The 26,264-nt window shown below is 56.8% G+C and carries 21 protein-coding genes; 17 read left to right on the top strand and 4 right to left on the bottom strand.

Features of this window, described 5'->3' with window-relative positions; translation table 11 throughout:
* The first annotated feature begins 14 nt into the window (after positions 1–14).
* The 8 genes from iscU to sseB all read left to right on the top strand — a co-directional run bounded on the left by iscU (position 15) and on the right by sseB (position 6,148).
* Positions 15–407: a Fe-S cluster assembly scaffold IscU gene (iscU, locus tag HMPREF0201_RS15815; protein WP_016537757.1), complete on the top strand. Its 393-nt coding sequence runs from the start codon at positions 15–17 to the stop codon at positions 405–407.
* 69 nt (positions 408–476) lie between these two features.
* Positions 477–800, top strand: coding sequence for an iron-sulfur cluster assembly protein IscA (gene iscA, locus HMPREF0201_RS15810; protein WP_016537756.1), 324 nt, complete (start codon positions 477–479; stop codon positions 798–800).
* Between the two features lie 86 nt (positions 801–886).
* Positions 887–1,402 carry a co-chaperone HscB gene (hscB, locus tag HMPREF0201_RS15805; RefSeq protein WP_016537755.1) on the top strand — a complete coding sequence of 172 codons (516 nt, stop codon included), beginning with the start codon at positions 887–889 and terminating at the stop codon, positions 1,400–1,402.
* 35 nt (positions 1,403–1,437) lie between these two features.
* Positions 1,438–3,288 (top strand): Fe-S protein assembly chaperone HscA, encoded by a 1,851-nt coding sequence (gene hscA, locus HMPREF0201_RS15800; RefSeq protein WP_016537754.1) that lies wholly within the window; start codon positions 1,438–1,440, stop codon positions 3,286–3,288.
* 1 nt (position 3,289) lies between these two features.
* A complete protein-coding gene (gene fdx, locus HMPREF0201_RS15795) occupies positions 3,290–3,625 on the top strand; it encodes an ISC system 2Fe-2S type ferredoxin (protein ID WP_016537753.1) in 336 nt (111 codons plus the stop codon).
* Between the two features lie 10 nt (positions 3,626–3,635).
* Complete coding sequence (gene iscX / locus HMPREF0201_RS15790; RefSeq protein ID WP_016537752.1) at positions 3,636–3,836, top strand: Fe-S cluster assembly protein IscX; 201 nt, start codon at positions 3,636–3,638, stop codon at positions 3,834–3,836.
* A 66-nt stretch (positions 3,837–3,902) separates the two neighbouring features.
* Positions 3,903–5,189: an aminopeptidase PepB gene (gene pepB, locus HMPREF0201_RS15785; protein WP_039898631.1), complete on the top strand. Its 1,287-nt coding sequence runs from the start codon at positions 3,903–3,905 to the stop codon at positions 5,187–5,189.
* Positions 5,190–5,368: 179 nt separating this feature from the next.
* Positions 5,369–6,148, top strand: coding sequence for an enhanced serine sensitivity protein SseB (gene sseB / locus HMPREF0201_RS15780; RefSeq protein WP_016537750.1), 780 nt, complete (start codon positions 5,369–5,371; stop codon positions 6,146–6,148).
* A 25-nt stretch (positions 6,149–6,173) separates the two neighbouring features.
* Here the strand turns inward: sseB and HMPREF0201_RS15775 are convergent, their stop codons facing one another.
* From HMPREF0201_RS15775 to HMPREF0201_RS15760, 4 genes are all read right to left on the bottom strand, one after another.
* Positions 6,174–6,947, bottom strand: a complete 774-nt coding sequence (locus HMPREF0201_RS15775; RefSeq protein WP_016537749.1) for a MurR/RpiR family transcriptional regulator — start codon at positions 6,945–6,947, stop codon at positions 6,174–6,176.
* Complete coding sequence (sseA, locus tag HMPREF0201_RS15770; RefSeq protein WP_016537748.1) at positions 6,947–7,792, bottom strand: 3-mercaptopyruvate sulfurtransferase; 846 nt, start codon at positions 7,790–7,792, stop codon at positions 6,947–6,949. The genes HMPREF0201_RS15775 and sseA overlap by 1 nt, the downstream gene beginning before the upstream one ends.
* Positions 7,793–7,893: 101 nt before the next feature.
* Entirely contained in the window at positions 7,894–9,258 is a 1,365-nt protein-coding gene (locus HMPREF0201_RS15765; protein WP_016537747.1) for a 6-phospho-alpha-glucosidase, read from the bottom strand.
* A gap of 11 nt (positions 9,259–9,269) precedes the next feature.
* A complete protein-coding gene (locus HMPREF0201_RS15760; RefSeq protein WP_039898628.1) occupies positions 9,270–10,814 on the bottom strand; it encodes a PTS transporter subunit EIIC in 1,545 nt (514 codons plus the stop codon).
* 317 nt (positions 10,815–11,131) lie between these two features.
* On the opposite strand from HMPREF0201_RS15760, the gene HMPREF0201_RS15755 reads away from it, so the two are divergent.
* From HMPREF0201_RS15755 to bamB, 9 genes are all read left to right on the top strand, one after another.
* Positions 11,132–16,099 (top strand): alpha-2-macroglobulin family protein, encoded by a 4,968-nt coding sequence (locus HMPREF0201_RS15755; protein ID WP_016537744.1) that lies wholly within the window; start codon positions 11,132–11,134, stop codon positions 16,097–16,099.
* A 59-nt stretch (positions 16,100–16,158) separates the two neighbouring features.
* The gene (gene pbpC, locus HMPREF0201_RS15750; protein WP_016537743.1) at positions 16,159–18,438 is read left to right on the top strand and encodes a peptidoglycan glycosyltransferase PbpC; all 2,280 of its coding nucleotides are present in this window, start codon (positions 16,159–16,161) and stop codon (positions 18,436–18,438) included.
* Positions 18,439–18,604: 166 nt separating this feature from the next.
* The gene (gene ndk, locus HMPREF0201_RS15745; protein WP_016537742.1) at positions 18,605–19,036 is read left to right on the top strand and encodes a nucleoside-diphosphate kinase; all 432 of its coding nucleotides are present in this window, start codon (positions 18,605–18,607) and stop codon (positions 19,034–19,036) included.
* Positions 19,037–19,212: 176 nt separating this feature from the next.
* Complete coding sequence (gene rlmN, locus HMPREF0201_RS15740; RefSeq protein WP_016537741.1) at positions 19,213–20,376, top strand: dual-specificity RNA methyltransferase RlmN; 1,164 nt, start codon at positions 19,213–19,215, stop codon at positions 20,374–20,376.
* A gap of 427 nt (positions 20,377–20,803) precedes the next feature.
* Entirely contained in the window at positions 20,804–21,787 is a 984-nt protein-coding gene (gene rodZ / locus HMPREF0201_RS15735) for a cytoskeleton protein RodZ (protein WP_016537740.1), read from the top strand.
* Positions 21,788–21,825: 38 nt separating this feature from the next.
* The gene (ispG, locus tag HMPREF0201_RS15730; protein ID WP_016537739.1) at positions 21,826–22,947 is read left to right on the top strand and encodes a flavodoxin-dependent (E)-4-hydroxy-3-methylbut-2-enyl-diphosphate synthase; all 1,122 of its coding nucleotides are present in this window, start codon (positions 21,826–21,828) and stop codon (positions 22,945–22,947) included.
* Positions 22,948–23,062: 115 nt separating this feature from the next.
* On the top strand, positions 23,063–24,337 hold the full coding sequence (gene hisS, locus HMPREF0201_RS15725; RefSeq protein ID WP_039898622.1) for a histidine--tRNA ligase: 1,275 nt from the start codon (positions 23,063–23,065) through the stop codon (positions 24,335–24,337).
* 35 nt (positions 24,338–24,372) lie between these two features.
* Entirely contained in the window at positions 24,373–24,993 is a 621-nt protein-coding gene (locus HMPREF0201_RS15720) for a YfgM family protein (protein ID WP_039898620.1), read from the top strand.
* A 10-nt stretch (positions 24,994–25,003) separates the two neighbouring features.
* Entirely contained in the window at positions 25,004–26,185 is a 1,182-nt protein-coding gene (bamB, locus tag HMPREF0201_RS15715; RefSeq protein ID WP_016537736.1) for an outer membrane protein assembly factor BamB, read from the top strand.
* Positions 26,186–26,264: the final 79 nt, after the last annotated feature.

Here is a 26,264-nt window from a genome sequence, read left to right as displayed (position 1 = left end):
TCTGGAGAAGTAAAATGGCTTACAGCGAAAAAGTAATTGATCACTACGAAAACCCGCGCAACGTCGGTTCTTTCGACAACAGCGACGACAGCGTTGGCTCTGGCATGGTGGGTGCACCTGCGTGCGGCGACGTGATGAAGTTGCAGATCAAAGTCAACAATGACGGTATTATTGAAGACGCGCGTTTCAAAACCTACGGCTGCGGCTCGGCGATTGCTTCCAGCTCGCTGGTAACCGAGTGGGTGAAGGGCAAGTCCCTGGACGAAGCGCAGGCGATTAAAAACACCGACATCGCAGACGAGCTCGAACTGCCGCCGGTGAAAATTCACTGCTCAATCCTTGCTGAGGACGCTATTAAGGCGGCTATCGCGGATTACAAAAGCAAACGTGAAACAAAACAACTCTAAATAATTCGAGCCTGCTGCCCGGCAGCGGCTCGAAGTATGACGAGTTAATATTCTGATTGAGGTTGTTGTATGTCGATTACCCTTAGCGACAGCGCTGCTGCCCGCGTAAATGCCTTCCTGACCAACCGCGGTAAAGGGTTTGGTTTGCGTCTGGGCGTGCGTACTTCAGGCTGCTCCGGGATGGCTTACGTTCTGGAATTTGTTGACGAACCGATGGCGGATGACACCGTGTTCGAAGACAAAGGTGTGAAGGTAGTTATCGATGGTAAAAGCCTGCAATTCTTAAACGGGACCGAGCTCGACTTCGTCAAAGAAGGTCTTAACGAAGGGTTTAAATTCACTAACCCTAACGTTAAGGACGAGTGTGGCTGCGGCGAAAGCTTCCACGTCTGATCCCGCTTATCACCCCCACCGGCTTCGGCCCGTGGGGGATTTTGCTTTACCACACAGCACTAACCTGACATGTACCCGAGTCTGTTATGGATTACTTTACCCTGTTTGGGCTAACGCCAGGCTATACCCTTGACCTTCAGCATCTGGCTACCCGTTACCAGGAGCTGCAGCGCCAGTTCCATCCGGACAAATACGCCAGCCGCCCTCAGGCGGAGCAATTGCTGGCGGTAAGCCAATCCGCAACCATCAACCAGGCCTGGCAGACGCTGCGCCACCCGCTTGCCCGCGCCGAATATCTCCTCTCCCTGAACGGCTTCGATCTGGCTAATGAACAGCATACCGTGCGCGATACCGCGTTCCTGATGGAACAACTTGAGCTGCGCGAAGAGCTGGACGAAATCGAACAGAAAAAAGACGGCGACGGGCTGGAAAGCTTTGCCGGGCGCGTAAAAACGATGGTGAAAAACCGCAGCGCGCAGATGGTACAGCAACTGGATGACCAGCAGTGGGAACAGGCGGCGGACACCGTTCGCAAGCTGCGTTTCCTCGACAAATTACAGAGCCAAATAGAACAACTAGAAGAAAAACTGCTCGACTTTTAACGCCTGAACTCAGGCCCGATTTTTGGAAGCGAAACATGGCCTTATTACAAATTAGTGAGCCCGGCATGATGGCTGCGCCGCACCAGCGCAGGCTGGCCGCAGGTATCGATCTTGGCACCACCAACTCGCTGGTTGCCACCGTGCGCAGCGGGCAGGCACAAGCCCTGGTCGACCACGAAGGCCGCGCGCTGCTGCCTTCCGTTGTCCATTACCAGCAGCAGGGTCACCTGGTTGGCTGGGAAGCCCGTGCGCAGGCAGCACAGGACCCCGCGAACACCATTAGCTCGGTAAAACGCATGATGGGCCGCTCTCTGGCGGACATCCAGGCGCGCTACCCGCATCTTCCTTACCATTTGCAGGCGAGTGAAAACGGTCTGCCGATGATTAACACCCCGGCGGGGCTGTTAAACCCCGTTCGCGTTTCTGCCGATATCCTCAAAACGCTTGCTGCGCGCGCAACCGAAGCGCTGGCCGGAGAGCTGGACGGCGTGGTGATTACCGTTCCGGCCTATTTCGACGACGCGCAGCGCCAGGGCACTAAAGATGCCGCTCGCCTCGCGGGCCTGCACGTTTTGCGCCTGCTCAACGAGCCAACGGCGGCGGCAATTGCCTACGGCCTGGACTCGGGTAAAGAAGGCGTAATTGCCGTTTACGACCTGGGCGGCGGCACCTTTGACATTTCTATCCTGCGCCTTAGCCGCGGCGTGTTTGAAGTGCTGGCGACCGGCGGTGACTCTGCCCTGGGCGGCGACGACTTCGATCACCTGCTTGCCGACTGGCTGCGCGAACAGGCCGGTATTGCCGACCGCAGCGACGACCGGGTACAGCGCCAGCTGCTGGATGCCGCTATTGCTGCAAAAATTGCGCTGAGCGATGCCGCAACTGCCAGCGTAGAAGTGGCTGGCTGGAAAGGCGAAGTCACCCGTGACCAGTTCAACGAGCTGATTGCTTCCCTGGTTAAGCGCACGCTGCTGGCCTGCCGTCGCGCGTTGAAAGATGCGGGCGTGGAAGCAGAAGAAGTGCTGGAAGTGGTGATGGTCGGCGGCTCAACCCGCGTACCTCTGGTGCGTGAGCGCGTAGGCGAATTCTTCGGCCGCACCCCGCTGACCTCCATCGACCCGGATAAAGTTGTGGCGATTGGGGCGGCTATTCAGGCCGATATCCTGGTTGGCAACAAGCCTGACAGCGAAATGCTGCTGCTGGACGTTATCCCGCTGTCGCTTGGCCTGGAAACCATGGGCGGCCTGGTCGAGAAGGTTATTCCGCGTAATACCACGATCCCGGTGGCGCGTGCTCAGGAATTCACCACTTTCAAAGATGGGCAGACCGCGATGTCTATCCACGTATTGCAGGGCGAGCGCGAGCTGGTGCAGGATTGCCGCTCTCTGGCTCGTTTTACCCTGCGCGGTATTCCGGCAATGTCCGCCGGCGGGGCGCATATTCGCGTAACCTTCCAGGTAGATGCCGATGGCCTGTTGAGCGTAACGGCGATGGAGAAATCCACCGGCGTGGAATCCTCTATCCAGGTTAAACCTTCTTATGGCCTGAGCGACGGCGAAATTGCCGGTATGATTCAGGACTCCATGAGTTACGCCGAGCATGACGTGCAGGCACGTATGCTGGCGGAGCAAAAAGTCGAAGCTGCCCGCGTGCTGGAGAGTTTGAACAGCGCACTGACGGCGGATGCCGCGCTGCTAAGCGCCGCAGAGCGTTCCGACATCGACAACGCCATGGCTGCCTTAAGCGCTGCCGCGGCCGGTGACGATGCCGACGCTATTCAAAATGAAATCAAAAACGTAGACAAGCAAACCCAGGAGTTTGCCGCACGCCGCATGGATCAATCGATCCGTACCGCGCTGACCGGCCACTCCGTGGACGAGGTTTAATATGCCAAAGATTGTTTTTCTGCCTCATCAGGACCTCTGTCCGGATGGCGCAGTTCTGGAAGCGCAAAAAGGTGAAACCATTCTCGACGTTGCCCTGCGCAACGGTATCGAAATTGAGCACGCCTGTGAGAAGTCCTGTGCCTGCACCACCTGCCACTGTGTGGTGCGTGAAGGCTTCGATTCCCTTGCGGAAAGCACCGAGGATGAAGACGACATGCTGGATAAAGCATGGGGTCTGGAGCCTGAGAGCCGCCTGAGCTGCCAGGCTCGCGTCAGCGACGAAGACCTGGTGGTTGAGATGCCGCGTTATACCATCAACCACGCACGCGAACACTAACGGGAGCCGCATGGGACTGAAGTGGACTGACAGCCGCGAAATCGGCGAAGCGCTGTATGACAGCCGCCCGGATCTCGATCCGAAGACGGTGCGTTTCACCGATATGCACCAGTGGATCTGCGAACTGGAAGAGTTTGATGACGATCCAAACGCTTCTAACGAAAAAGTGCTGGAAGCGATTTTGCTTGTCTGGTTAGATGAAGCAGAATAACAGACGGGCCGCCCTGAGCGGCCCGTTTTTGCATTTTGCCTGTGCTGAACAATGAAGGATTGGAAAATGACTGAAGCCATGAAAATCACCCTTTCCACGCAGCCAGCGGACGCACGCTGGGGCGAAAAGGCGACGTATAGCATCAATAACGACGGCATTACCCTACACCTGACCGGTAAAGACGACCTCGGTCTTATTCAGCGCGCGGCGCGCAAAATTGACGGCCAGGGGCTGAAACATGTTCAGTTGGCCGGTGAAGGCTGGGACGTTGATAAGAGCTGGGCCTTCTGGCAGGGCTATCGCGCTCCGAAAGGCAGCCGTAAAGTTGACTGGGCGGTACTGAGCGAGTCTGAGCAGAAAGAGCTGGATACGCGCCTGAAAGTCATCGACTGGGTTCGCCACACTATTAACACTCCGGCAGAAGAGCTGGGCCCTGAGCAGCTGGCTTCCCGCGCTGTCGATCTTCTGTGTGACGTAGCCTGCGACCATGTTTCCTACCGTATTACCAAAGGCGAAGACCTGCGCGAGCAAAACTACGCCGGGATCCATACCGTTGGCCGTGGTTCTGACCGCGCGCCGGTTCTGCTGGCGCTGGACTATAACCCAACCGGCAACCCGGAAGCTCCGGTGTATGCATGTCTTGTCGGGAAGGGTATCACCTTTGATTCCGGTGGCTACAGCATCAAACAGACCGCTTTCATGGACTCGATGAAATCAGATATGGGCGGCGCGGCCACCATTACCGGCGCGCTGGCCTTTGCTATCGCTCGCGGTCTGGACAAACGCGTGAAGCTCTACCTGTGCTGCGCGGACAATATGATCAGCGGCAACGCCATGAAACTCGGCGACATCATCACCTACCGCAACGGCAAAACCGTTGAAGTGATGAACACCGATGCGGAAGGGCGCCTGGTGCTGGCCGACGGCCTGATTGACGCTGCGGCTCAGAAACCAGAGCTGATTATCGACTGCGCCACCCTGACCGGCGCGGCGAAGACCGCTCTGGGCAATGATTATCATGCCGTGTTCAGCTTCGACGACAAGCTGGCTGCTCGCCTGCTGGCAAGCGCCGCTGAAGAAAACGAGCCGTTCTGGCGCCTGCCGCTGGCCGAATTCCACCGCAGCCAGCTGCCCTCTAACTTTGCCGAGCTGAACAACACCGCCAATGCCTCTTACCCGGCTGGCGCAAGCACCGCTGCGGGCTTCCTGTCCCACTTCGTTGAAAACTACCACCAGGGTTGGGTGCACGTAGACTGCTCCGCAACCTACCGTAAAGGTGCGGTTGAGCAGTGGTCTGCGGGTGCGACCGGTTTGGGCGTACGTGCGATTGCCAACCTGTTACTGGCTAAGTAATACTGCCCCTCACCCCGGCCCTCTCCCCATAGGGGAGAGGGGGAAAAGAGTTCGGATAGAGTGAACGCCGAACGGTCCTCTCTCTTCCAGGGAGAGCGAACGCCGAACAGTCCCCTCTCCCTTCCAGGGAGAGGGTTAGGGTGAGGGTAAAACCTCTTTAGCTTTATCCCGGAACCACAATGTCAGAACCAAAAAACGAACTAGAAACCCTGCTTGAGCAGGCGGCAAACGAACCGGCGCATCGCCCGGCCTTTTTCCGTACCCTGCTGGAGTCCACCGTTTGGGTGCCAGGCAATGCCGCAGAAGGTGAAGCCATCGACGCCGATAGCGCGGTCGAATTACAGCACTGGGAAAAAGAAGACGGCACTTCGGTTATTCCATTCTTTACGTCGCTGGAAGCTTTGCAGGAAGCCGTTAGCCACGAGCAGGCGTTTGTGGTCATGCCCGTACGCACCTTGTTTGAAATGACGCTGGGCGAAGCGCTGTTCCTCAATGCGAAGCTGCCGACCGGCAAAGAGTTTACCCCGAACGAGATAAGCCATCTGGTAAGCGCGGAAAGCGATCCGCTGAGCCAGCAGGAAGTCCTGGAAGGTGGGGCTTCGCTGCTGCTTTCCGAAGTTGCCGACCCCCCGGCGCAGATGGTTGACTCTCTGACCACGCTGTTTAAAAACCTGAAAACGGTGAAGCGGGCGTTTATCTGCTCCATCAAAGAGCAGGCGGATGAAGAGCCAAACTTGCTGATCGGCATCGAGGCCGAGGGCTGTGAGATTGAAGCGATTATTCGCCAGGCCGGAAGCGTGGCCACGGATACCTTACCGGGCGACGAGCCGGTTGATATCTGCCAGGTAGTGGAAGGTGAGAAGGGTATCAGCCACTTTATGATTGCCCACATCACGCCGTTTTATGAGCGCCGCTGGGGCAGTTTCCTGCGCGATTTCAAACAAAACCGCATTATCTGATGAGTTTCCCCTCTGCCTGGAGGGGCTACTCTGTTGCCTGCAATAACAGCAAATCTATCAGCATCACCAGATTTGATTCAAATGACGTAATGTCCGCCGCTTCGGCTGCGTAGTGCACTGCTTCGTCATAGAGTGGGAAATGCAGATCGGCCATCTCCGCCAACGGGTTTGGCGAGGCGCGGGTAAAGGCGACTATTGTCATCCCCACGTTTTGGGCAATTCTTGCTTTGTCCAGAACCTGTTCTGTCTCACCGCTGCGTGAAATAGCGATAAAAACCTGATATTTAGCGGCATTGCTGAGAAATATGCCTCTGCTGTCTCCCGGGCCTGAGATAAACGCCGTCTTTCCCAGAACTTGCAGTTTTTTAGTCAGGTACTCGGCAAAAAGATAGGAAAAACCGGCCCCGTAGAGATAAAAGCTCTCTTTTTCCCGCAGAAGCTCGGTAAAACGGGCCATTAGCTCGGGCGTCACCCAGCGAAAGGTTTGCTGATAGTTGGCGATAAAACGTTCGAAGAGCTGCGGCGGAGCGGCCTGTGGATTTACCGGCTGGCTGGCGATGCGTGGGGTGCCGGACAGCAGCTGTTTGCAATGCCAGATAAATTCGCTATAGCCGCTAAACCCCAGCTTATGGCACAGCCGCATAATGGTCGCGCTGGAGACAAAGGTGGCCTGCGCAAGGGCGCGTACCGTAATGTTGCCCACCAGCAGCGGATGGGCAGTCAGATGCGAGAGAACCCGATATTCAGCGCGGGTCAATGCTTCCCCGCGCTCCAGCAATCCGGCCAGCCGGTTATCCATTATTGCGCGGGTTCAACCGGCAAATCGGCGCGTGCGCCCCATTCACTCCACGAGCCGTCGTAAAGCGAAACTCCGTTCACCCCGAGAGTGGTTAATGCCAACACCACGACCGCCGCCGTTACGCCGGAACCGCAGCTGGCAATAATAGGTTGCTCAAAGCTCACGCCCTGGCGTTCAAAAATTGCGCTCAGCTCTTCGGTTGTTTTCAACTGGCCGTTTTCAACCAGCTCCACCCAGGGGACGTTAAGCGCTCCGGGAATATGGCCGCGTTTCAGACCCGGGCGCGGTTCATCGGCCTCGGCATTGAAACGTGGTGCCGGGCGGGCATCCACAATCTGCGCCGTGCCTTCGTGGCTGACCAGCAGCACGTCGGTCAGACGTTTGATGACCATAGGATCGAAGTTCACCTCGAACTCGCCTTCCGGCAAAACAACATCGCCCTGTTCCAGCGGCAGCTCTTCGCGCTGCCAGTCTGCGAGGCCTCCGGCAAGAATTGATACTTTTTGCACGCCAAAAGTACGCAGCATCCACCACGCGCGCGGGGCGGAGAACAGGTTACCTTCGTCGTAAACTACCAGATGTTTGTCGCTGCTGACGCCCAGCTCGCGCATTGCCACGGCGAACGCTTCGGCGCGCGGCATCATGTGGGGCAGCGGGCTGGTGTGATCGGAGAGCGCCTCAATATCAAAATAAACGGCACCGGGCAGATGCCCTGAACGGTACTCGCCCGGCAGGTCACGGTGTTCCTGCCCCGGAGGAGCCATGCGGGCATCCAGAATCTGGATATCGTCATCGTTAATATGTTCTGCGAGCCAGTCGCCCGCGACGAAGAAAGAGGTAGACATGTTAGGTCTCCGATTCATCAAGGAAAATCGGATTGTCGGTGTTTTTCCGCCAGCCAGCAAGCAACCTTCTTTCACGCCGCGAGTTACTTCTTAAAACTGATTTAATCCACCGACTCACCGTTGCGCCACGCTTGCTGGAGCTGCGGCCAGTAATCCCGGTTTGCCTCAATCATTTCATCGAGAATGGCTTTGGCGTGCTGCATGGTGGGCACGGTGCGGTTGAGGGTAAAGGCCTGAAGCGCCTTTTCGTAACACCCCTCAATTGTCGCCTCCACCAGCAGCTGTTCGCTGGCGAGCTGCTGCATCAGAAGCGTCTGCTGGAATAGCGGTGCGGCTCCCATACGAACCGGCTCCGGCCCTTCGCTGGTGATATAGGCGGGGACTTCAACCATTGCGTCATAAGGCAGATTGGCGATAGCCCCTTTGTTCTCCACGATAACCAGATGGCGCTGGCGCAGGTCGAAGGCCAGCGAGCAGGCGACATCGACAATAAATGCGCCGTGTACTCCGACGTGGAAAGCATCCGGCAATATTCCCGTGCGCTGGTACTCAGCGGCTGCGGCGAACAGTTTTTTCTCCCGGCCATCCATCACCTCGTTGGCGCGGGTATAGTCAGGATCCTGATGCCCGACGATGTCATTGGGCATCAGGTAATACTGCAAATAAGGGTTCGGCAGGTAATCCGGGAAGTGATCCATTATCGGTTTGATATTACGCCAGGTTTTAACCCATGACGGATCGGAATGCTGAGGATCGGTTTGCGCGGCATCTTCGGTCAGCAGGCCAAATTTCGCGATATGCCGACGAAGCTCCGGCAGACGATCTTCGCCGTCAACCAGTACGCGGGTAAACCAGCCGAAGTGGTTGAGGCCGAAGTAGTCAACCTCAAGCTTATGGCGATCGACGCCTAAAATGGCGCCCATATTACGCATCGCCGCCACCGGCATATCGCAGATATTCAGCACTCTGGCATTCGGGCGCAGGCGGCGCACGCCTTCGGCGACGATAGCTGCCGGGTTGGAGTAGTTCACTATCCATGCCTTCCGGTGGGCATAGCGTTCAACGAGATCGCACAGCTCGACCATCGGCAGAATTGTACGCAGCCCGTAGGCCAGCCCGCCAGGGCCGCAGGTCTCCTGGCCAACAACGCCGTGGCGCAGGGGGATTTTTTCGTCCTGCTCACGCATTTTATACTGGCCGACGCGCATCTGGGCGAAGACAAAATGCGCTCCGCTGAAGGCCACTTCCGGGTCGGTGGTAACGGTGAATTTGATGCTTTGGCTATGGTCACGAATGACTTTCTCTACCACCGGAGCAATGATGGCCTGGCGCTCGCCGTCAATATCGTACAGACGAATTTCGGCCAGCGGGAAATCCTCCAGGCGCACCATCAGGCTCTTAACGATGCCGGGGGTATAGGTGCTGCCGCCACCGGCGATGGACAAAATAAACGGGGGTTTAAACATTTTTGGCTCCTTTAGAGAAAGGCTTCTACGGCTTCACGCATTTTTTTGACATGCAGCCCGTAGACCACCTGAACATTATTGCCTTGCTTGATCACCCCTTTGGCTCCAGTGGCCTTCAGGCGTGGCTCATCTATCGTGGTTACGTCGAGAACCGTGACGCGCAGGCGGGTGTAGCAGTTATCGACCACCTCAATATTGGCGCGGCCGCCTAATCCTTTGATAATGGCCTCACCCAGCCCGTCGTTATTGCCCTGCGCCTGGTATTCCTGCTTGCTGTAGAGGCGGGTTTCCTGGCTTTCATCCTCGCGGCCCGGCGTTTTCATATCGAACTTGCGGATCAGGAAACGGAACACCAGGAAGTAGATGACCGACATCGTGAGCCCGACCACGATGTACATCGGCCAGTTGGATTTGGTCGTGCCCAACGGCAGGTTGTAAAGAATGAAGTCAATCAGGCCGTTAGCGCCGATAGCGTGAACGCCCAGCAGATAAAACAGCATCATCCCCAGACCGGTCAGCACGGCATGAACGCCGAACAGCATCGGGGCGACAAACAGGAAAGAGAACTCCAGCGGCTCGGTCACGCCAACTAATAATGAGGTGAGAGCTGCCGGGATCAGAATGGCTTTAGCGGCGGCCTTGCGCTCGGGTTTGGCCGTCATGTACATAGCGAGGGCGGCGGCGGGCAGGCCGAACATTTTGCTGATGCCGCGCGCATCCCAGACTACCGTGTCGCTTAGCTGGCGCACGGTTGGGCAGGCCATTTCGGCGAAATAAATATTGCGTGCACCCTGGTAGACGTTCCCGCAGACGTCGGCGGTGCCGCCCAGCTCGGTATAAAGGAACGGGGTGTAGACAAGATGATGCAGACCGGTCGGGACTAAAATACGCTCAAGAAAGCCGTAAATAGCCACGCCAAAGGCTCCTGCCCCTTTTATCGCCAGCGCGAGGGCGCTGATACCCTGCTGAGCAAAAGGCCACAGCTCGCTCATTATTACGCCCAGCAGCATGGATACAGGCAGCATGATGATGGCCACGAAACAGTGCCCGGAATAGATAGCCATGGCCCCGGAAAATTGCACGCCTGAATAGCGATTGTATAAATAGCCGGAAAGCGCGCCCGTGAGGATCCCGGCGAACACGCCCATCTCCAGCACCTGAACGCCCAGCACCATGCTTTGACCGGCCGTACGCATCTGCTCTACGGGCACCAGCTTGCCCTGTAGCTGAAGCACCACGCTCATGGCGTTGATAAAGACGATAAACGTCACCAGGCCGATAAGTGCGGCGTAGCCCTTGTCGCGGCTGGCAAGCCCGATGGGAATACCGACGGCAAAAATCAGCGCCAGGTTAGCCAGCACCGAAACCGCCGACTTAGCAATCAGCTGGCCTGAGTGCTGAATGGCGGAGTGGCCGAGAAACGGCAGGTATTCAGCCAGGTTACCGTTGCCTAAGACGTTACCGAAGGCAATAAACAGCCCAACGATGGGCAGAATGAGCACCGGGCCGTAGAGTGATTTTCCGAAATTTTGTAGGGCATTGACGGCATTCTTCATTTGGCTGTCTCTTATTATTGATTTCACAGACATCGCATTACCGCTGCGGCAGGCTTAAAAGGTAACAGCAGTTCCCCGGCGTTTGCTAACTATGCGATTGTTTTAAAAACAAATAACCCGGAAGGTTACATGTAACCTTTTAGAGTGTGATCTGCGGCAAATCAGGCGCGTGTTGAAGACGGATTTTTCCCCGGAGCCGGGCGAAATTTTCGAGGTGCCACGCAAGACTGGAGGTTGGACTTTCGCTTTTCTCGCTAATCCGCATAATACTTGCTCTACGTAATGTTTAGCGGGCCTTGTTGGCCAGGGATGAAACAATGAATTCACTACGTTTTGCTGGCCTTGCTGCGCTGGTGTGCGGCATGCTGGCACTCTGGGGTTGTGACGATAAAAGCAAGCAGCAGACGGCAGCACCAGACTCTGCTGCTGCGGTGGCAAAAAACGGCGCACCTGAAGCAAAGCCGGATGCCTCGCAGCTTGAGAAGCTGGCGCAGCAGTCCGCCGGTAAACCGCTTAAGCTGCTGGATGCCTCTGAAGTGCAGCTGGACGGTGCCAGTACGCTGGTTTTAACCTTTTCTATTCCCCTGGACCCCAATCAGGACTTCAATAAAGTCGCCCATCTGGTGGATAAAACCAGCGGTAAAGTGGACGGTGCCTGGGAGCTTTCCGGCTCGTTAAAAGAGCTGCGCCTGCGCCATCTTGAGCCGAAACGAAGCCTGATTGTCTCCGTAGACAGCGGCCTGGTCGCGCTAAACAAAGCGACGCTTGAGGCTAACTTTGAAAAGCAAATTACCACTCGTGATGTACAGCCGAGCGTGGGCTTTGCCAGCCGCGGTTCGCTCCTGCCAACCAAAGTGATTGCCGGGCTGCCGGTGATGGCGCTTAACGTCGATAAGGTGGACGTTAACTTCTATCGCGTAAAAGAAAGCTCGTTAAGCTCGTTTGTTAGCCAGTGGCAGTACCGCAATTCAGTCTCTAACTGGGAGTCCGACAACCTGCTGAAGCTGGCGGACCTGGTGTATACCGGCCGGTTCGACCTTAATCCTGCCCGCAACACGCGTGAAAAGCTGCTGCTGCCGCTGGGGGATATCAAGCCGCTTCAGCAGCCAGGCGTTTATCTTGCCGTGATGAATCAGGCGGGCCACTACGCCTACAGCAATGCCGCAACGCTATTCACGCTTAGCGATATTGGCCTCTCCGTTCACCGCTACCACGACAGGCTGGATGTTTTTACCCAGAGCCTTGAAAACGGCGCGGCTCAGGCCGGCGTAGAGATCGTGCTGCTAAATGAGAAAGGGCAGGCGGTTGGCCAGGGTAAGAGCGACGGTGACGGCCACGCAACGCTGGAGAAACTCAATAAAGGAACGCTGCTGCTCGCCCGTAGCGGAGAGCAAACCTCTTTGCTCGACCTTAGCCGCCCTGCGCTGGATCTGGCCGAATTTGATATTGCCGGAGAGCAGGGTTACAGCAAGCAGTTCTTTATGTTCGGCCCGCGCGATCTCTATCGCCCGGGAGAGTCCGTTATCGTCAACGCCCTGCTCAGAGACAGCGATGGAAAACCGCTGCCGCCGCAGCCGGTGAAGCTGGAAGTCGTGAAACCGGACGGGCAGGTCGCCCGCACCGAAGTCTGGCAATCAGAGAACGGCCTGTACCAGTTTACTTATCCGTTAAGCGAGAATGCCGCTACCGGTAACTGGCAGGTCAGGGTCAACACCGGAGATAACCAGCCGCGCAGCTGGTCGTTTAAAGTTGAAGACTTTATGCCGGAACGCATGGCGCTGAATCTGACGGCGCAAAGCGTGCCGGTAGCGCCTGAAGATACCGTCAGTTTTGACGTGTCAGGCCGCTATCTTTACGGCGCACCGGCCGCCGGTAATAGCCTACAGGGGCAGCTGTTCCTGCGCCCGCTGCGTGAGGCAGTTTCCGGGCTTCCGGGCTTCCAGTTTGGTGATATCAACGAAGAAAACCTCTCGCGCAGTCTTGATGCGATTGAGCTAACGCTGGATGAGCAGGGGCATACTACGGTCAGCACCGAAAGCCAGTGGGGCGACGTACATTCCCCGCTGCGCCTGGTGTTGCAGGCGAGCCTGCTGGAGTCCGGCGGGCGTCCGGTAACCCGTCGCGTTGAACAACCTATCTGGCCTGCGGAGGCGCTGCCGGGGATTCGCCCGCAGTTTGCCAGCAAAGATGTGTATGACTACCGCACCGATACCACGCGTACTCAGCCGATTGTTGACGAAGACAGCAGCGCCGGGTTCGATATTGTTTATGCCGATGCAAAAGGCGAGAAACTGGCGGTAAGCGGCCTGGATGTGCGCCTGATACGTGAGCGCCGTGACTACTACTGGAGCTGGGAAGATGGCGCAGGGTGGCAGTCTCAGTTTGACCAGAAAGACCTGGTAGAAGCCGAGCAGAAATTAACCCTGGCCGCCGGGGAAACCGGAAAAGTAGCTTTCCCTGTGGAATGGGGCTCTTACCGGCTGGAAGTTCGTGACCCGCAAAGCAATATCGTCAGCAGCGTGCGCTTCTGGGCGGGCTACAGCTGGCAGGATAACAGCGACGGTACCGGTGCCGTACGCCCGGACCGCGTGACACTCAAAATTGATAAGCCGTCTTATAAAGCAGGCGACACCATTAACCTGCATATCGCTGCCCCTTCGGCAGGCAAGGGTTACGCCCTGGTGGAGTCCAGCGATGGCCCGCTGTGGTGGAAGGAGATTGACGTCCCCGAAGGCGGCATGGACCTGGCTATTCCGGTCGATAAGAGCTGGCAGCGCCATGACCTGTACCTGAGCACCGTGGTTATCCGCCCCGGAGACAAAGCGCGCTCCGCCACCCCAAAACGCGCGGTAGGCATTCTGCACCTGCCGCTGGGGGATGAAAGCCGCCGCCTGGGCCTGGCTTTAGAAAGCCCGGCTAAAATGCGCCCGAACCAGAACCTGACGGTAAAAGTGAAGGCCAGCGTGAAAAACGGTGAACTGCCGAAGCAGATTAACGTTCTGCTGTCGGCGGTGGACAGCGGCGTACTCAGCATTACCGATTATAAAACCCCGGACCCGTGGGATGCCTTCTTTGGCCGTAAACGCTACGGGGCGGACATCTATGATGTTTATGGGCAAGTAATAGAAGGTGAGGGCAGGCTGGCCGCGCTGCGCTTTGGCGGGGACGGCGATGAAGGCGATGAGCTTAGCCGCGGCGGTAAAAAACCGGTCAATCACGTCACTATTATTGCCCAGCAGGCTCAGCCGGTTCAGCTGGATGAAAAAGGCGAGGGAACGGTGACGCTACCGATTGGTGATTTCAACGGCGAGCTGAGAGTAATGGCGCAGGCCTGGACCGACGAGAGTTTTGGCAACAGCGAACAGAAGGTGACGGTAGCCGCCCCACTGGTTAGCGAGCTTGCCGCGCCGAGATTTATGGCCGGGGGAGACACCAGCCGCCTGGCGCTTGATCTCACCAACCTGACCGACCAGCCCCAACAGCTTAACGTTGTGCTTAGCGCTGGCGGGCTTTTGGCGCTTAACGGTGCTTCAACCATCGACGTGAAGCTGGCGCCCGGCGCTCGCGGTACGTTGTTTATCCCGGTTCGCGCGCTTGAAGGTTTTGGCGATGGAGAACTCAACGCGGTTATCAACGGTCTGGCTCTGCCGGGAGAGAGCGTTACCGCTCCTCATAAGCAGTGGAAAATTGGCGTTCGCCCGGCCTTCCCTGCGCAGACGGTAAACAGCGGCTCGGTGGTTAAACCCGGCGAAAGCTGGAGTATACCGCTGTCTCATCGCTCAGGCTTGCTTCCGGCAACGTTGGAAGGGCAGTTGCTGTTAAGCGGCCGTCCGCCTCTGAACCTTGCGCGCTATATCCGTGAGCTGAAAGCCTACCCTTATGGTTGCCTGGAGCAGACGACCAGCGGGCTGTTCCCGTCGCTGTATACCAACGAGGCCGAACTGGCTGCGCTGGGTATTAAAGGGATTAGCGACCAGCAGCGTCGTTCGGCTATAGATATCGGCATTGCTCGCCTGCTGGAAATGCAGAGCGATAACGGCGGCTTTGGCCTGTGGGATAAGTCCGGGCCGGAGGAATACTGGCTGACGGCTTACGTCACGGACTTCCTGGCCCGCGCCAGCGAACAGGGCTACAGCGTGAACGGCGATGCGCTGAATAACGCTAACCAGCGCCTGCTGCGCTATCTCCAGGACCCGGGGCTAATTGCCCTGCGCTACAGCGATGACGCAGCGGCAAGCCGGTTTGCGGTCCAGGCCTATGCCGGGCTGATTCTTGCCCGCCAGCAAAAAGCACCGCTGGGGGCTTTACGCGAGCTTTGGCAGCGGCACCAACAGGCGCGTGCTGGCCTGCCGATCGTTCAGCTTGGCGTGGCGCTGAAGTTGATGGGGGATGAAGCCCGTGGGCAGCAGGCTATTGCCCTGGGTCTGAAAACCCCGCGTAGCGAGAAGCAAATCTGGATGGCCGACTACGGTAGCGAACTGCGGGATAAAGCAATGATGCTAAGCCTGCTGGAAGAGAACAAGCTGCTGCCGGATAGCCAGAACCAGCTGCTGCTTGAGCTTTCTGACATGGCCTGGAGCCAGCGCTGGCTCTCCACTCAGGAAAGCAATGCGCTGTTCCTTGCCGGGCATGGGCTACAAAATGTGAAAGGCGACTGGCAGGCTCAAACGTCGCTGAGTGCTGAAGCCCTTGCCTCCAGCCAGGCGGTGACCCGTAACCTGACGGCAGAGCAGCTTTCCGGCCTGCAGGTTACCAACACCGGTACGGCCAGCCTTTATCTGCGTGTCGATAGCTCGGGTTACCCGCAGCAGGCTCCTGCCGCATACAGCAATGTGCTGCATATTGAACGTCACTTCCTTGACGCTAAGGGCGATAGCAGGCCGCTCTCTTCCCTGAAAAGCGGCGAACTGGTTATGGTCTGGCTGGATGTCTGGGCCGATAAAAACGTTCCGGATGCGCTGGTGGTCGATTTACTGCCTGCGGGTCTGGAGCTTGAGAACCAGAACCTTGCCAACAGCAGCGCCAGCCTGGGCGACAGCGCGAGCAGCGCGCAAACGTTGCTGAACCAGATGCAGCAGCAGGACATTCAGCATATTGAGTTCCGTGACGATCGCTTTGTTGCCGCGCTTCCGCTCAGTGAAGGCCAGCATGCCACGCTTATCTATCTGGCCCGTGCGGTAACGCCGGGTAGCTACAGCGTGCCGGTGCCGCAGGTTGAATCAATGTATGTACCGCAGTGGCGGGCAACCGGTAGCTCTACCGGTACCTTGACCGTTGTGCCGTAAGCAGAAAGTCGGTGCTTAACGGGTTAAGGCCGCGCTGGCGGCGGCGCTATCTGGGGTTGATGGTGCCGCTGTTGGCCGTTTGTTTAGTCTGGCTTGCGGACAGAATCTGGCCGCTGCCTCTGCATGAGGTCAATCCGGCGCGCGTTGTGGTTGCTGCGGATGGAACGCCACTCTGGCGCTTTGCCGACAATGAAGGGATCTGGCGCTACCCGGTTACCGTAGAGCAGGTTTCTCCCCGTTACCTTGAAGCGTTGATCGGCTACGAAGATCGCTGGTTTTGGGATCATCCTGGTATTAACCCTTTCTCGATCCTGCGTGCGGCGTGGCAGGATTTGCGAAGCGGGGAGATCGTTTCCGGTGGCAGCACGCTGACCATGCAGGTTGCCCGTTTGCTGGATCCTCATCCCCGCACCTTCGGCGGTAAGGTTCGCCAGGTTTGGCGGGCTTTACAGCTTGAATGGCACCTTTCTAAAACTGAGATCCTGACGCTGTACCTCAACCGTGCCCCATTCGGCGGTACGCTGCAGGGCATTGGCGCGGCAAGCTGGGCTTATCTTGGTAAATCCCCGGAGCAATTAAGCTATTCAGAAGCCGCGCTGCTGGCGGTGCTTCCGCAGGCTCCCAGCCGTTTGCGCCCGGACCGCTGGCCACAGAGAACACAGCAAGCGCGGGATAAAGTATTGCGCCGTATGGCGGAGCAGGGTATTTGGTCGCAGCGGCAGGTTAACGAGTCCTTACAGGAACCCATCTGGCTTGCGCCACGGCAGATGCCGCAGCTGGCTCCGCTACTGTCTCGCTATCTGGCATCACGTACCAGAGATACGCTTATCTCTACCACGCTGAATGCTTCTTTGCAGCGCCAGCTTGAAGACCTGGCTCTGGGGTGGAAGGCGCGGTTACCCGCCCGCTCTTCTCTTGCGATGCTGGTAGTTGACCACACCACGATGCAGGTTCGTGCCTGGGTTGGCTCCGCCGATATCAACGATGGCACCCGGTTCGGGCATGTTGATATGGTTACCGCAGTTCGCTCGCCCGGCTCTGTGCTAAAGCCTTTTGTTTACGGTCTGGCGCTGGATGAGGGGTTGATACATCCTGCTTCGTTGTTGCAGGATGTGCCGCGCCGCTTTGGCGACTATCGCCCCGGTAACTTCGACACTGGTTTTCATGGCCCGGTGAGCATGGGCGATGCGCTGGTGCGTTCTTTGAATTTACCGGCAGTACAGGTGCTTGAGGCCTATGGCCCGAAACGGTTTGCCGGGCAGCTGGCAAACGCCGGGTTGAATCTTCGGTTCCCACAGGGCAGCGAGCCTAACCTGTCGATTATTCTTGGCGGCGGCGGGGCAAGGCTTGACCAGATAGTTGCCGCCTACGGCGCTTTTGCCCGGCACGGCAAGGCTGCACACCTGCGTTTACTCCGCAGGGATGAACTACGTGAACGGCCGCTGATGTCGCCGGGAGCGGCATGGATTATTCGCCGTATTCTGGCGGGTGAGGCACAGCCTCAGCCGGATTCATCATTGCCCCCCGTTGTCCCCCTGGCATGGAAAACGGGAACCAGCTACGGCTACCGCGATGCATGGGCCATCGGCATGAATTCCCGCTACCTGATAGGCATCTGGACCGGCAGGCCGGACAGTACGCCGGTGGCCGGACAGTTTGGGCTTGGCAGCGCGGTGCCGCTGCTAAACCAGGTCAACAATCTATTGCAGGCCAATTCCCGGGTTCAGCAGCTTCATTTGCCGACTGACCCGCGGCCAGCCACCGTTAGCTCCGGCGAAATCTGCTGGCCGGGCGGGCAGGCGCTGCCGCAGGGCGATAGCAACTGCCGTCGCAGAATAAATACCTGGTTGTTGGATGGCAGCCAGCCGCCAACCTTGCAGGCGCCGGGGCAGGAAGGCGTTCAGGGAACGCGGCAGCTTATCTGGCTGGACGATAAAGGGAAAAGAGTCGCGCCCGACTGCCCGGGTGCCCGGCAGCAGGTTGTCGCATTATGGCCGCTCCCTCTCGAGCCCTGGCTGCCGCAGGCTGAACGCAGGGCGGAGCGCCTCCCGCCGCCGTCTGCAACCTGCCCACCTTTGCAAAAAGAGAGCGCAACGCCGTTATTATTGCTGGGGGTACGCAACGGCACGATTCTGAAACGCCTGCCGGGGCAAACGCAGTTGCTCCTGAGGCTTACCGGCCAGGGCGGGCAGGGGCAGCGCTGGTGGTTTGTTAACGGCGAGAATGAAGATACCGGCGGCGCGGGGCTGGCGCTAACGCTTAATAAACCGGGTGAATACCAGGTGCTGGTGATGGATGAGTCCGGGCAGATAGCCAGCGCAAACTTCACGCTCCAGTAGGTGGAAAGTGAAATTTAGCGCCTTAAAAGCGGTGTGTTGCTAAAACTCATCTTATTTTAAAAAAATGTTATCTCCATCCATAGGCAAGGGCACACTTGCTCTTTATAATCTGCGCCAATTTCATAACCGGGCTTCCCGGACACACAGAACATTTACAGAGGTAATCATGGCTATTGAACGTACTTTTTCCATCATCAAACCAAACGCGGTGGCAAAAAACGTTATTGGTAACATTTATGCTCGTTTTGAATCTGCAGGGTTTAAAATTGTTGGCGCAAAAATGCTGCACCTGACCGTTGAGCAGGCTCGTGGTTTCTACGCCGAGCACGAAGGCAAACCTTTCTTCGACGGTCTGGTTGAGTTCATGACCTCCGGCCCGCTGGTTGTTTCCGTGCTGGAAAGCGAAAACGCGGTACAGCGTCACCGTGATCTGATGGGCGCAACTAACCCGGCTAACGCACTGGCAGGGACTCTGCGTGCAGACTACGCTGACAGCTTCACCGAGAACGGCACCCACGGTTCTGACTCCGTAGAATCCGCCGCTCGCGAAATCGCCTATTTCTTCGGCGAAGGCGAAGTGTGCCCGCGCACGCGCTAAAATTTCCTAATCTGTAAGTAAACTTACACTTAATTTTTTGTAGTTTGCTTTCAGTCGTGGCATCCGAGCCATAGAATTTGTACAATGCCACGCCCCGGACGAGCCAGCTCACCGGGGCGTTTCTCTTTCTAACCCTCCAGGGGCCATAACGTGTAACAACGAGGCCGGAAAACATTATGTCTGATATGAACACGCCTGAAGCGTCACCTGTTGTCGTTTCCAATAAAGCCGAAAAAATTAACCTGCTGGATCTCAATCGTCAGCAGCTGCGCGAGTTTTTTGCTGAACTCGGCGAGAAGCCGTTCCGCGCCGACCAGGTCATGAAGTGGATGTATCACTATTGCAGTGATGATTTCGACGAGATGACGGATATCAACAAGGTTCTGCGCAATAAGCTGAAAGAAATTGCTGAAATCCGCGCGCCGGAAGTTGCAGAAGAGCAGCGTTCCGCCGACGGCACCATTAAATGGGCCATCAAGATTGCCGACCAGCTGGTTGAAACCGTATACATCCCGGAAGAAGACCGCGCCACGCTGTGCGTCTCCTCTCAGGTTGGCTGTGCGCTGGAGTGTAAATTCTGTTCTACCGCGCAGCAGGGCTTTAACCGCAACCTGCGCGTATCGGAAATTATCGGCCAGGTCTGGCGCGCCGCGAAGATTATTGGCGCTCAGAAGAAAACCGGCGTGCGTCCTATCACCAACGTGGTGATGATGGGCATGGGCGAGCCTCTGCTGAACCTGAACAACGTGGTTCCGGCGATGGAAATCATGCTGGATGACTTCGGTTTTGGCCTGTCTAAACGTCGCGTAACCCTTTCCACCTCTGGCGTCGTGCCGGCGTTGGATAAGCTTGGCGATATGATTGACGTTGCGCTGGCAATTTCCCTGCACGCGCCGACCGACGACATCCGCGACGAAATCATGCCTATCAACAAGAAGTACAACATCGAAACCTTCCTGGCGGCAGTACGTCGTTACCTGGAGAAATCCAACGCTAACCAGGGCCGCGTAACGGTGGAATATGTCCTGCTTGATCACGTCAACGACGGCACCGAGCATGCGCATCAGCTGGCAGAATGCCTGAAAGATACGCCGTGCAAAATCAACCTGATCCCATGGAACCCGTTCCCGGGCGCGCCGTATGGCCGCAGCTCCAACAGCCGTATTGACCGTTTCTCTAAAGTGCTGATGAGCTATGGTTTTACTACCATCGTGCGTAAGACTCGCGGCGATGACATCGACGCGGCATGTGGTCAGCTGGCGGGCGAAGTTATCGACCGTACCAAGCGCACCATGCGTAAGCGTATGCAGGGCGAAGCTATTGCCGTGAAAGCGGTCTGATAGCCGACAGTCGGTTACCGTGCGGGGCGAGGGTTGCTCCGCACGGTATAAAAAACGGCCAAAAGTGCATGAACAGTCAATAACGTGTCCTAATACACTCTTCTGCACAATAATTACGGTGCGTTTCCGGCGGCTTTGAGGCAGTATGTAGCCGCACAACAACAGTTTAGTTGTTTCAATTTCGTAAAGTTAACAGACAGCCCGCCGAAGGGTGTCTATGGTTAACTAACCGGCTGGTCCGGTAGCCCGGAAAAATGCGCGCCGAGCGTGAAGCGTGCGGCAGAACCGGGTATTTTTGCTGAGGGTTAGCCTTCCTTCAGGTATCAGATTTGTTTCGCGGTGCGAGTCAATCTGACGTAGCGGAGACGTTGCGGTACAGGACTCGTGCCAAATTCTTTAATTTGAACAGTACCAGCAGTTGTAGCTAATGAATACTGAAGCCACTAACGAATCAAATGCAGCACAAACCACGGGCGAGCGTTTACGCAACGCGCGTGAACAACTTGGTCTCAGCCAACAAGCCGTGGCTGAACGACTGTGTCTGAAGGTTTCCACCGTCAGGGACATCGAAGACGATAAGGCGCCAGCCGATTTGGCGTCGACCTTCCTGCGTGGCTATATCCGCTCTTATGCGCGACTGGTTCATATCCCGGAAGAAGAGTTGTTGCCGATGATGGCCAAACAGGCGCCTATCAAGGCCGCTAAAGTTGAGCCAATGCAAAGCTTCTCCCTGGGCAAGCGCCGTAAAAAGCGCGACGGCTGGCTGATGAGTTTTACCTGGCTGGTTCTGTTTGTTGTGGTTGGCCTGACGGGCGCATGGTGGTGGCAAAACCACAAAGCGCAGCAGGAAGAAATTTCGACCATGGCCGATCAGTCCACAACCGATCTCTCTACCAGCAGCGGCCAGTCAGTACCGCTGAACACCGGTAGCGATGCAACAGCGCCTGCTGATGCATCACCTGCGCCTTCCACGGCTCAGCCTTTGGCTTCTGACAGCGCGGCTCCGGCCGCGACAGCACAGCAAACTGCCCCGGCTGATAACGCCCAGCAGTCTGCCGTTGTCTCCCCAAGCCAGGCGCCGATTGATAACGCACAAACCGCTCCAGCGCCAACCGCTGGCCAGCTGCCAACTGACCCGGCCAGCACCACCGCGCCTGCGCAGAATGCTGAAGGTCTGGCGATGAACTTTAGCGCCGACTGCTGGCTGGAAGTAACGGACGCCGCCGGTAAAAAACTGTTTAGCGGCATCCAACGCAAAGGCGCTAGCCTGAATTTAGCCGGCAAGGCACCTTATAAGTTAAAAATTGGTGCACCGGCCGCAGTACAGGTTCAATACCAGGGTAAACCTGTGGACCTGAGTCGTTTTATCAGAACTAACCAGGTTGCGCGTCTGACCGTGGGTGCTGAATAATCAGCGCCAACCCGGACGGGTAATTGTGGAGATTTACCATGCATAATGCCGCACCAATCCAACGTCGCAAATCCAAACGGATCTACGTCGGTAATGTGCCAATCGGCGATGGTGCACCTATCGCCGTTCAGTCGATGACCAACACGCGCACCACTGATGTGGAAGCGACTGTTAATCAAATCAAAGCATTAGAACGCGTTGGTGCCGATATCGTACGCGTATCCGTGCCGACGATGGACGCCGCAGAAGCGTTCAAGCTGATTAAGCAGCAGGTTAACGTTCCGCTGGTTGCCGATATTCACTTCGATTACCGCATCGCCCTTAAAGTTGCCGAATACGGCGTGGACTGCCTGCGCATTAACCCGGGCAACATCGGTAACGAAGAGCGTATTCGCAGCGTTGTTGACTGCGCGCGCGACAAAAATATTCCTATCCGCATCGGCGTTAACGCCGGTTCTCTGGAAAAAGATCTGCAGGAAAAATACGGAGAGCCAACGCCGCAGGCGCTGCTCGAATCCGCTATGCGCCATGTAGATCATCTCGATCGTCTCAACTTTGATCAATTCAAAGTCAGCGTAAAAGCCTCTGATGTCTTCCTGGCAGTTGAGTCTTATCGCCTGTTAGCTAAGCAGATCGATCAGCCGCTGCACCTCGGGATCACCGAAGCGGGTGGGGCACGTGCCGGTGCGGTAAAATCTGCGATCGGCCTGGGCCTGCTGCTTTCTGAAGGGATCGGCGACACGCTGCGTATCTCTCTGGCGGCGGATCCGGTAGAAGAGATCAAGGTGGGCTTCGATATCCTGAAGTCGCTGCGTATTCGCTCCCGCGGGATCAACTTCATCGCCTGTCCAACCTGTTCGCGTCAGGAGTTTGACGTTATCGGGACGGTCAACGCGCTCGAACAGCGGCTGGAAGATATCATCACCCCGATGGACGTTTCTATCATCGGCTGCGTGGTTAACGGCCCTGGCGAAGCGCTGGTCTCAACTCTTGGGGTCACCGGCGGTAATAAGAAAAGCGGTTTCTACGAAGATGGCGTGCGCCAGAGAGATCGTATGGACAACGATGACATGATTGCGCAGCTCGAAGCGCGCATTCGTGCCAAGGCCAGCATGCTGGATGAAAAGCAGCGTATCGATATCCAACAGCTGGAAAAATAATGCGAAGCATGGGAAGCACAAGGCTTCCCGTGTATGATTGAACCCGCACGGCCGTTTACCTGAGTGAATGGCCTGATTTCGGGTTCATTTTTTGTATATAAAGCAGAGAAAAAACGTGGCAAAAAACATTCAAGCCATTCGCGGCATGAACGATTACCTGCCGGGCGAAACCGCCATCTGGCAGCGTATTGAAGGCATTCTTAAGCAGGTGCTCGCGAGCTACGGTTACAGCGAAATCCGTTTGCCGATTGTAGAGCAGACCCCGTTATTCAAACGCGCTATCGGCGAAGTGACCGACGTGGTTGAAAAAGAGATGTATACCTTCGAGGACCGCAACGGCGACAGCCTGACCCTGCGTCCTGAAGGCACCGCGGGCTGCGTGCGTGCCGGTATCGAACATGGTCTTCTGTACAATCAGGAACAACGTTTGTGGTACATCGGGCCGATGTTCCGCCACGAGCGTCCTCAGAAAGGGCGTTATCGCCAGTTTAACCAACTGGGTGTGGAAGTCTTTGGCCTGAATGGCCCGGACATCGACGCCGAGCTAATCATGCTGACCGCCCGCTGGTGGCGTGCGCTGGGTATCGACCAGCACGTCAGCCTTGAGCTGAACTCCATCGGTTCTCTTGAAGCCCGCGCAAACTACCGCGATGCGCTGGTTGCTTTCCTTGAGCAGCACAAAGAGAAGCTGGACGAAGATTGCCAGCGCCGCATGTACAGCAACCCGCTGCGCGTGCTGGACTCTAAAAATCAGGATGTTCAGACTCTGCTGAATGATGCGCCTCAGCTTGGCGATTACCTCGACGAAGAGTCCCGCGAACACTTTGCTGGCCTGTGCCAGTACCTGGACGCCGCCGGTATCAGCTATACCGTGAACCAGCGTCTGGTGCGCGGCCTGGACTACTACAACCGCACCGTATTCGAATGGGTTACCAACAGCCTTGGCTCGCAGGGAACCGTTTGTGCCGGCGGCCGCTACGATGGTCTGGTAGAGCAACTTGGCGGGCGCGCTGCACCGGCCGTTGGCTTTGCTATGGGTCTTGAGCGTCTTGTTTTACTGGTTCAGGCGATTAATCCGGAATTTAAAGCAGAATCCGTTGTCGATATGTACCTGATCTCTTCCGGTCAGGGAACTCAGGGCGCGGCGATGCTGCTGGCAGAAAAACTGCGTGACCAGGTTCCGGCGCTGAAGTTAATGACTAACTATGGCGGCGGTAACTTTAAGAAGCAGTTCGCTCGTGCCGACAAGTGGGGCGCTCGCGTTGCGCTGGTACTGGGTGAAGACGAAGTCGCTAAAGGCGAAGTCGTGGTTAAGGATTTACGCACAGGTGAGCAACAAAACGTGGCGCAAGCCGATGCTGCCGCCCACCTGCAGGCGTTACTGGGTTAATCACCCGGTGATTATTGGTTAAGGAGAAGGACTGCGTGGAAGTTTACGAGAACGAAAACGATCAGATGGAAGCGGTAAAGCGCTTCTTTGCAGAAAACGGCAAAGCGCTGGTAGTCGGGGTTGTGCTGGGTATCGGCGCTCTGGTGGGCTGGCGTTACTGGAACGGCCATCAGGACGACTCCATGCGTGAAGCCTCTCTGGCTTATCAGAACGTCACCAGCGCGGTCAAAGCCGACCAGCCGCAGACTCTGGAAGCGGTAGAGAAATTCGCAGCCGACAATAAAAACACCTACGGCGCACTGGCGGCGCTGGAGCTGGCGCAGCAGTTCGTTGATAAAAACGATTTAGACAAAGCGGCTACCCAGCTACAAACCGGCCTTAGCAGCACCAAAGATGAAAACCTGCAGGCGCTGATTAACCTGCGCCTGGCTCGCGTTCAGATCCAGCAAAAGCAGGCTGACGTGGCGCTGAAAACGCTTGATGGCGTTAAAGGCGAAGGCTGGGCGGCCATTGTTGCTGACCTGCGCGGCGAAGCGCTGCTCAGTAAAGGGGATAAGCAAGGCGCCCGTGATGCGTGGAGCAAAGGTTCACAGACCAATGCTTCTCCGGCGCTGCGTGAAATGATGCAGATGAAAATCAATAATTTGTCCAGCTAAGAGGGACCCGATGCAATTGCGTAAACTATTTGTACCAGGGCTGCTCTCTTTGACGCTGCTCAGCGGCTGTTCCCTGTTCAGTGGCGAAGAAGATGTCGTTAAAATGTCCCCGCTGCCGACCGTGGAAAACCAGTTCACCCCGGAAAAAGCGTGGAACACCTCCGTAGGTAACGGAATCGGTGATTTCTACTCCAACCTTCATCCGGCATGGCAGGACAGCACCATTTTCGCCGCTGACCGCCACGGCGTGGTTAAAGCTGTGAGTGCGGACGACGGTAGAGAAGTGTGGAAGGTCGATCTCTCTGAGAAAACCGGCTTCTTCTCCAGCAATATTCCGGCGCTGCTCTCAGGCGGCCTGACCGTTGACGGAGCGCACCTCTACGTGGGTAGCGAGAAGGCTAAAGTCTTCGCCCTGAATACTTCTGACGGTAGCATTGCCTGGCAGGCAAAAGTGGCCGGTGAAGCGCTGTCTCGTCCGGTCATCAGCGACGGTCTGGTGCTTATTCATACCAGCAACGGTATGCTGCAGGCGCTGAACGAAGCCGATGGTGCGGTGAAATGGACCGTTAACCTCGACATGCCTTCTCTGTCACTGCGCGGCGAATCTGCTCCGGCTACCGCATTTGGCGCAGCGATTGTTGGCGGCGATAACGGCCGCGTAAGCGCGGTACTGATGCAGCAGGGCCAAATTATCTGGCAGCAGCGCATCTCCCAGGCGACCGGTGCGACTGAAATCGACCGTCTGAGCGACGTGGACACCACGCCGGTTATCGTGAATGGCGTGGTTTACGCCCTGGCTTATAACGGCAACCTGACGGCGCTGGATCTGCGCTCCGGTCAGATCATGTGGAAACGTGAAATGGGCTCGGTTAATGATTTCATCGTTGATGCAAACCGCATCTACCTGGTGGATCAGAACGACCGCGTTGTTGCCCTCAACGCCGATGGTGGCGTAACCCTGTGGACGCAGAGCGATCTGCTGCACCGCAACCTGACCGCTCCGGTGCTGTATAACGGCTACCTGGTGGTTGGTGATAGCGAAGGCTATATGCACTGGATCAACGCCGATGATGGGCGCTTTGTCGCTCAGCAAAAAGTGGACAGCTCCGGCTTCCAGACCACCCCGGTGGTTGCCAGTGACAAACTGCTTATCCAGGCAAAAGACGGCACGCTGTACGCCATCAAACGCTAGATTTGCCTGATAGCTAAAATGTTTGAAACGGTTCCCGAAGTACGGGAGCCGTTTTGGTTTTTTAAAAACAGCGTAAATT

The organism is Cedecea davisae DSM 4568 (assembly GCF_000412335.2).
Taxonomy (GTDB): domain Bacteria; phylum Pseudomonadota; class Gammaproteobacteria; order Enterobacterales; family Enterobacteriaceae; genus Cedecea; species Cedecea davisae.
The sequence above is the reverse complement of the archived record's forward strand: the minus strand, read 5'-3'. Positions and strand labels throughout refer to the sequence as shown.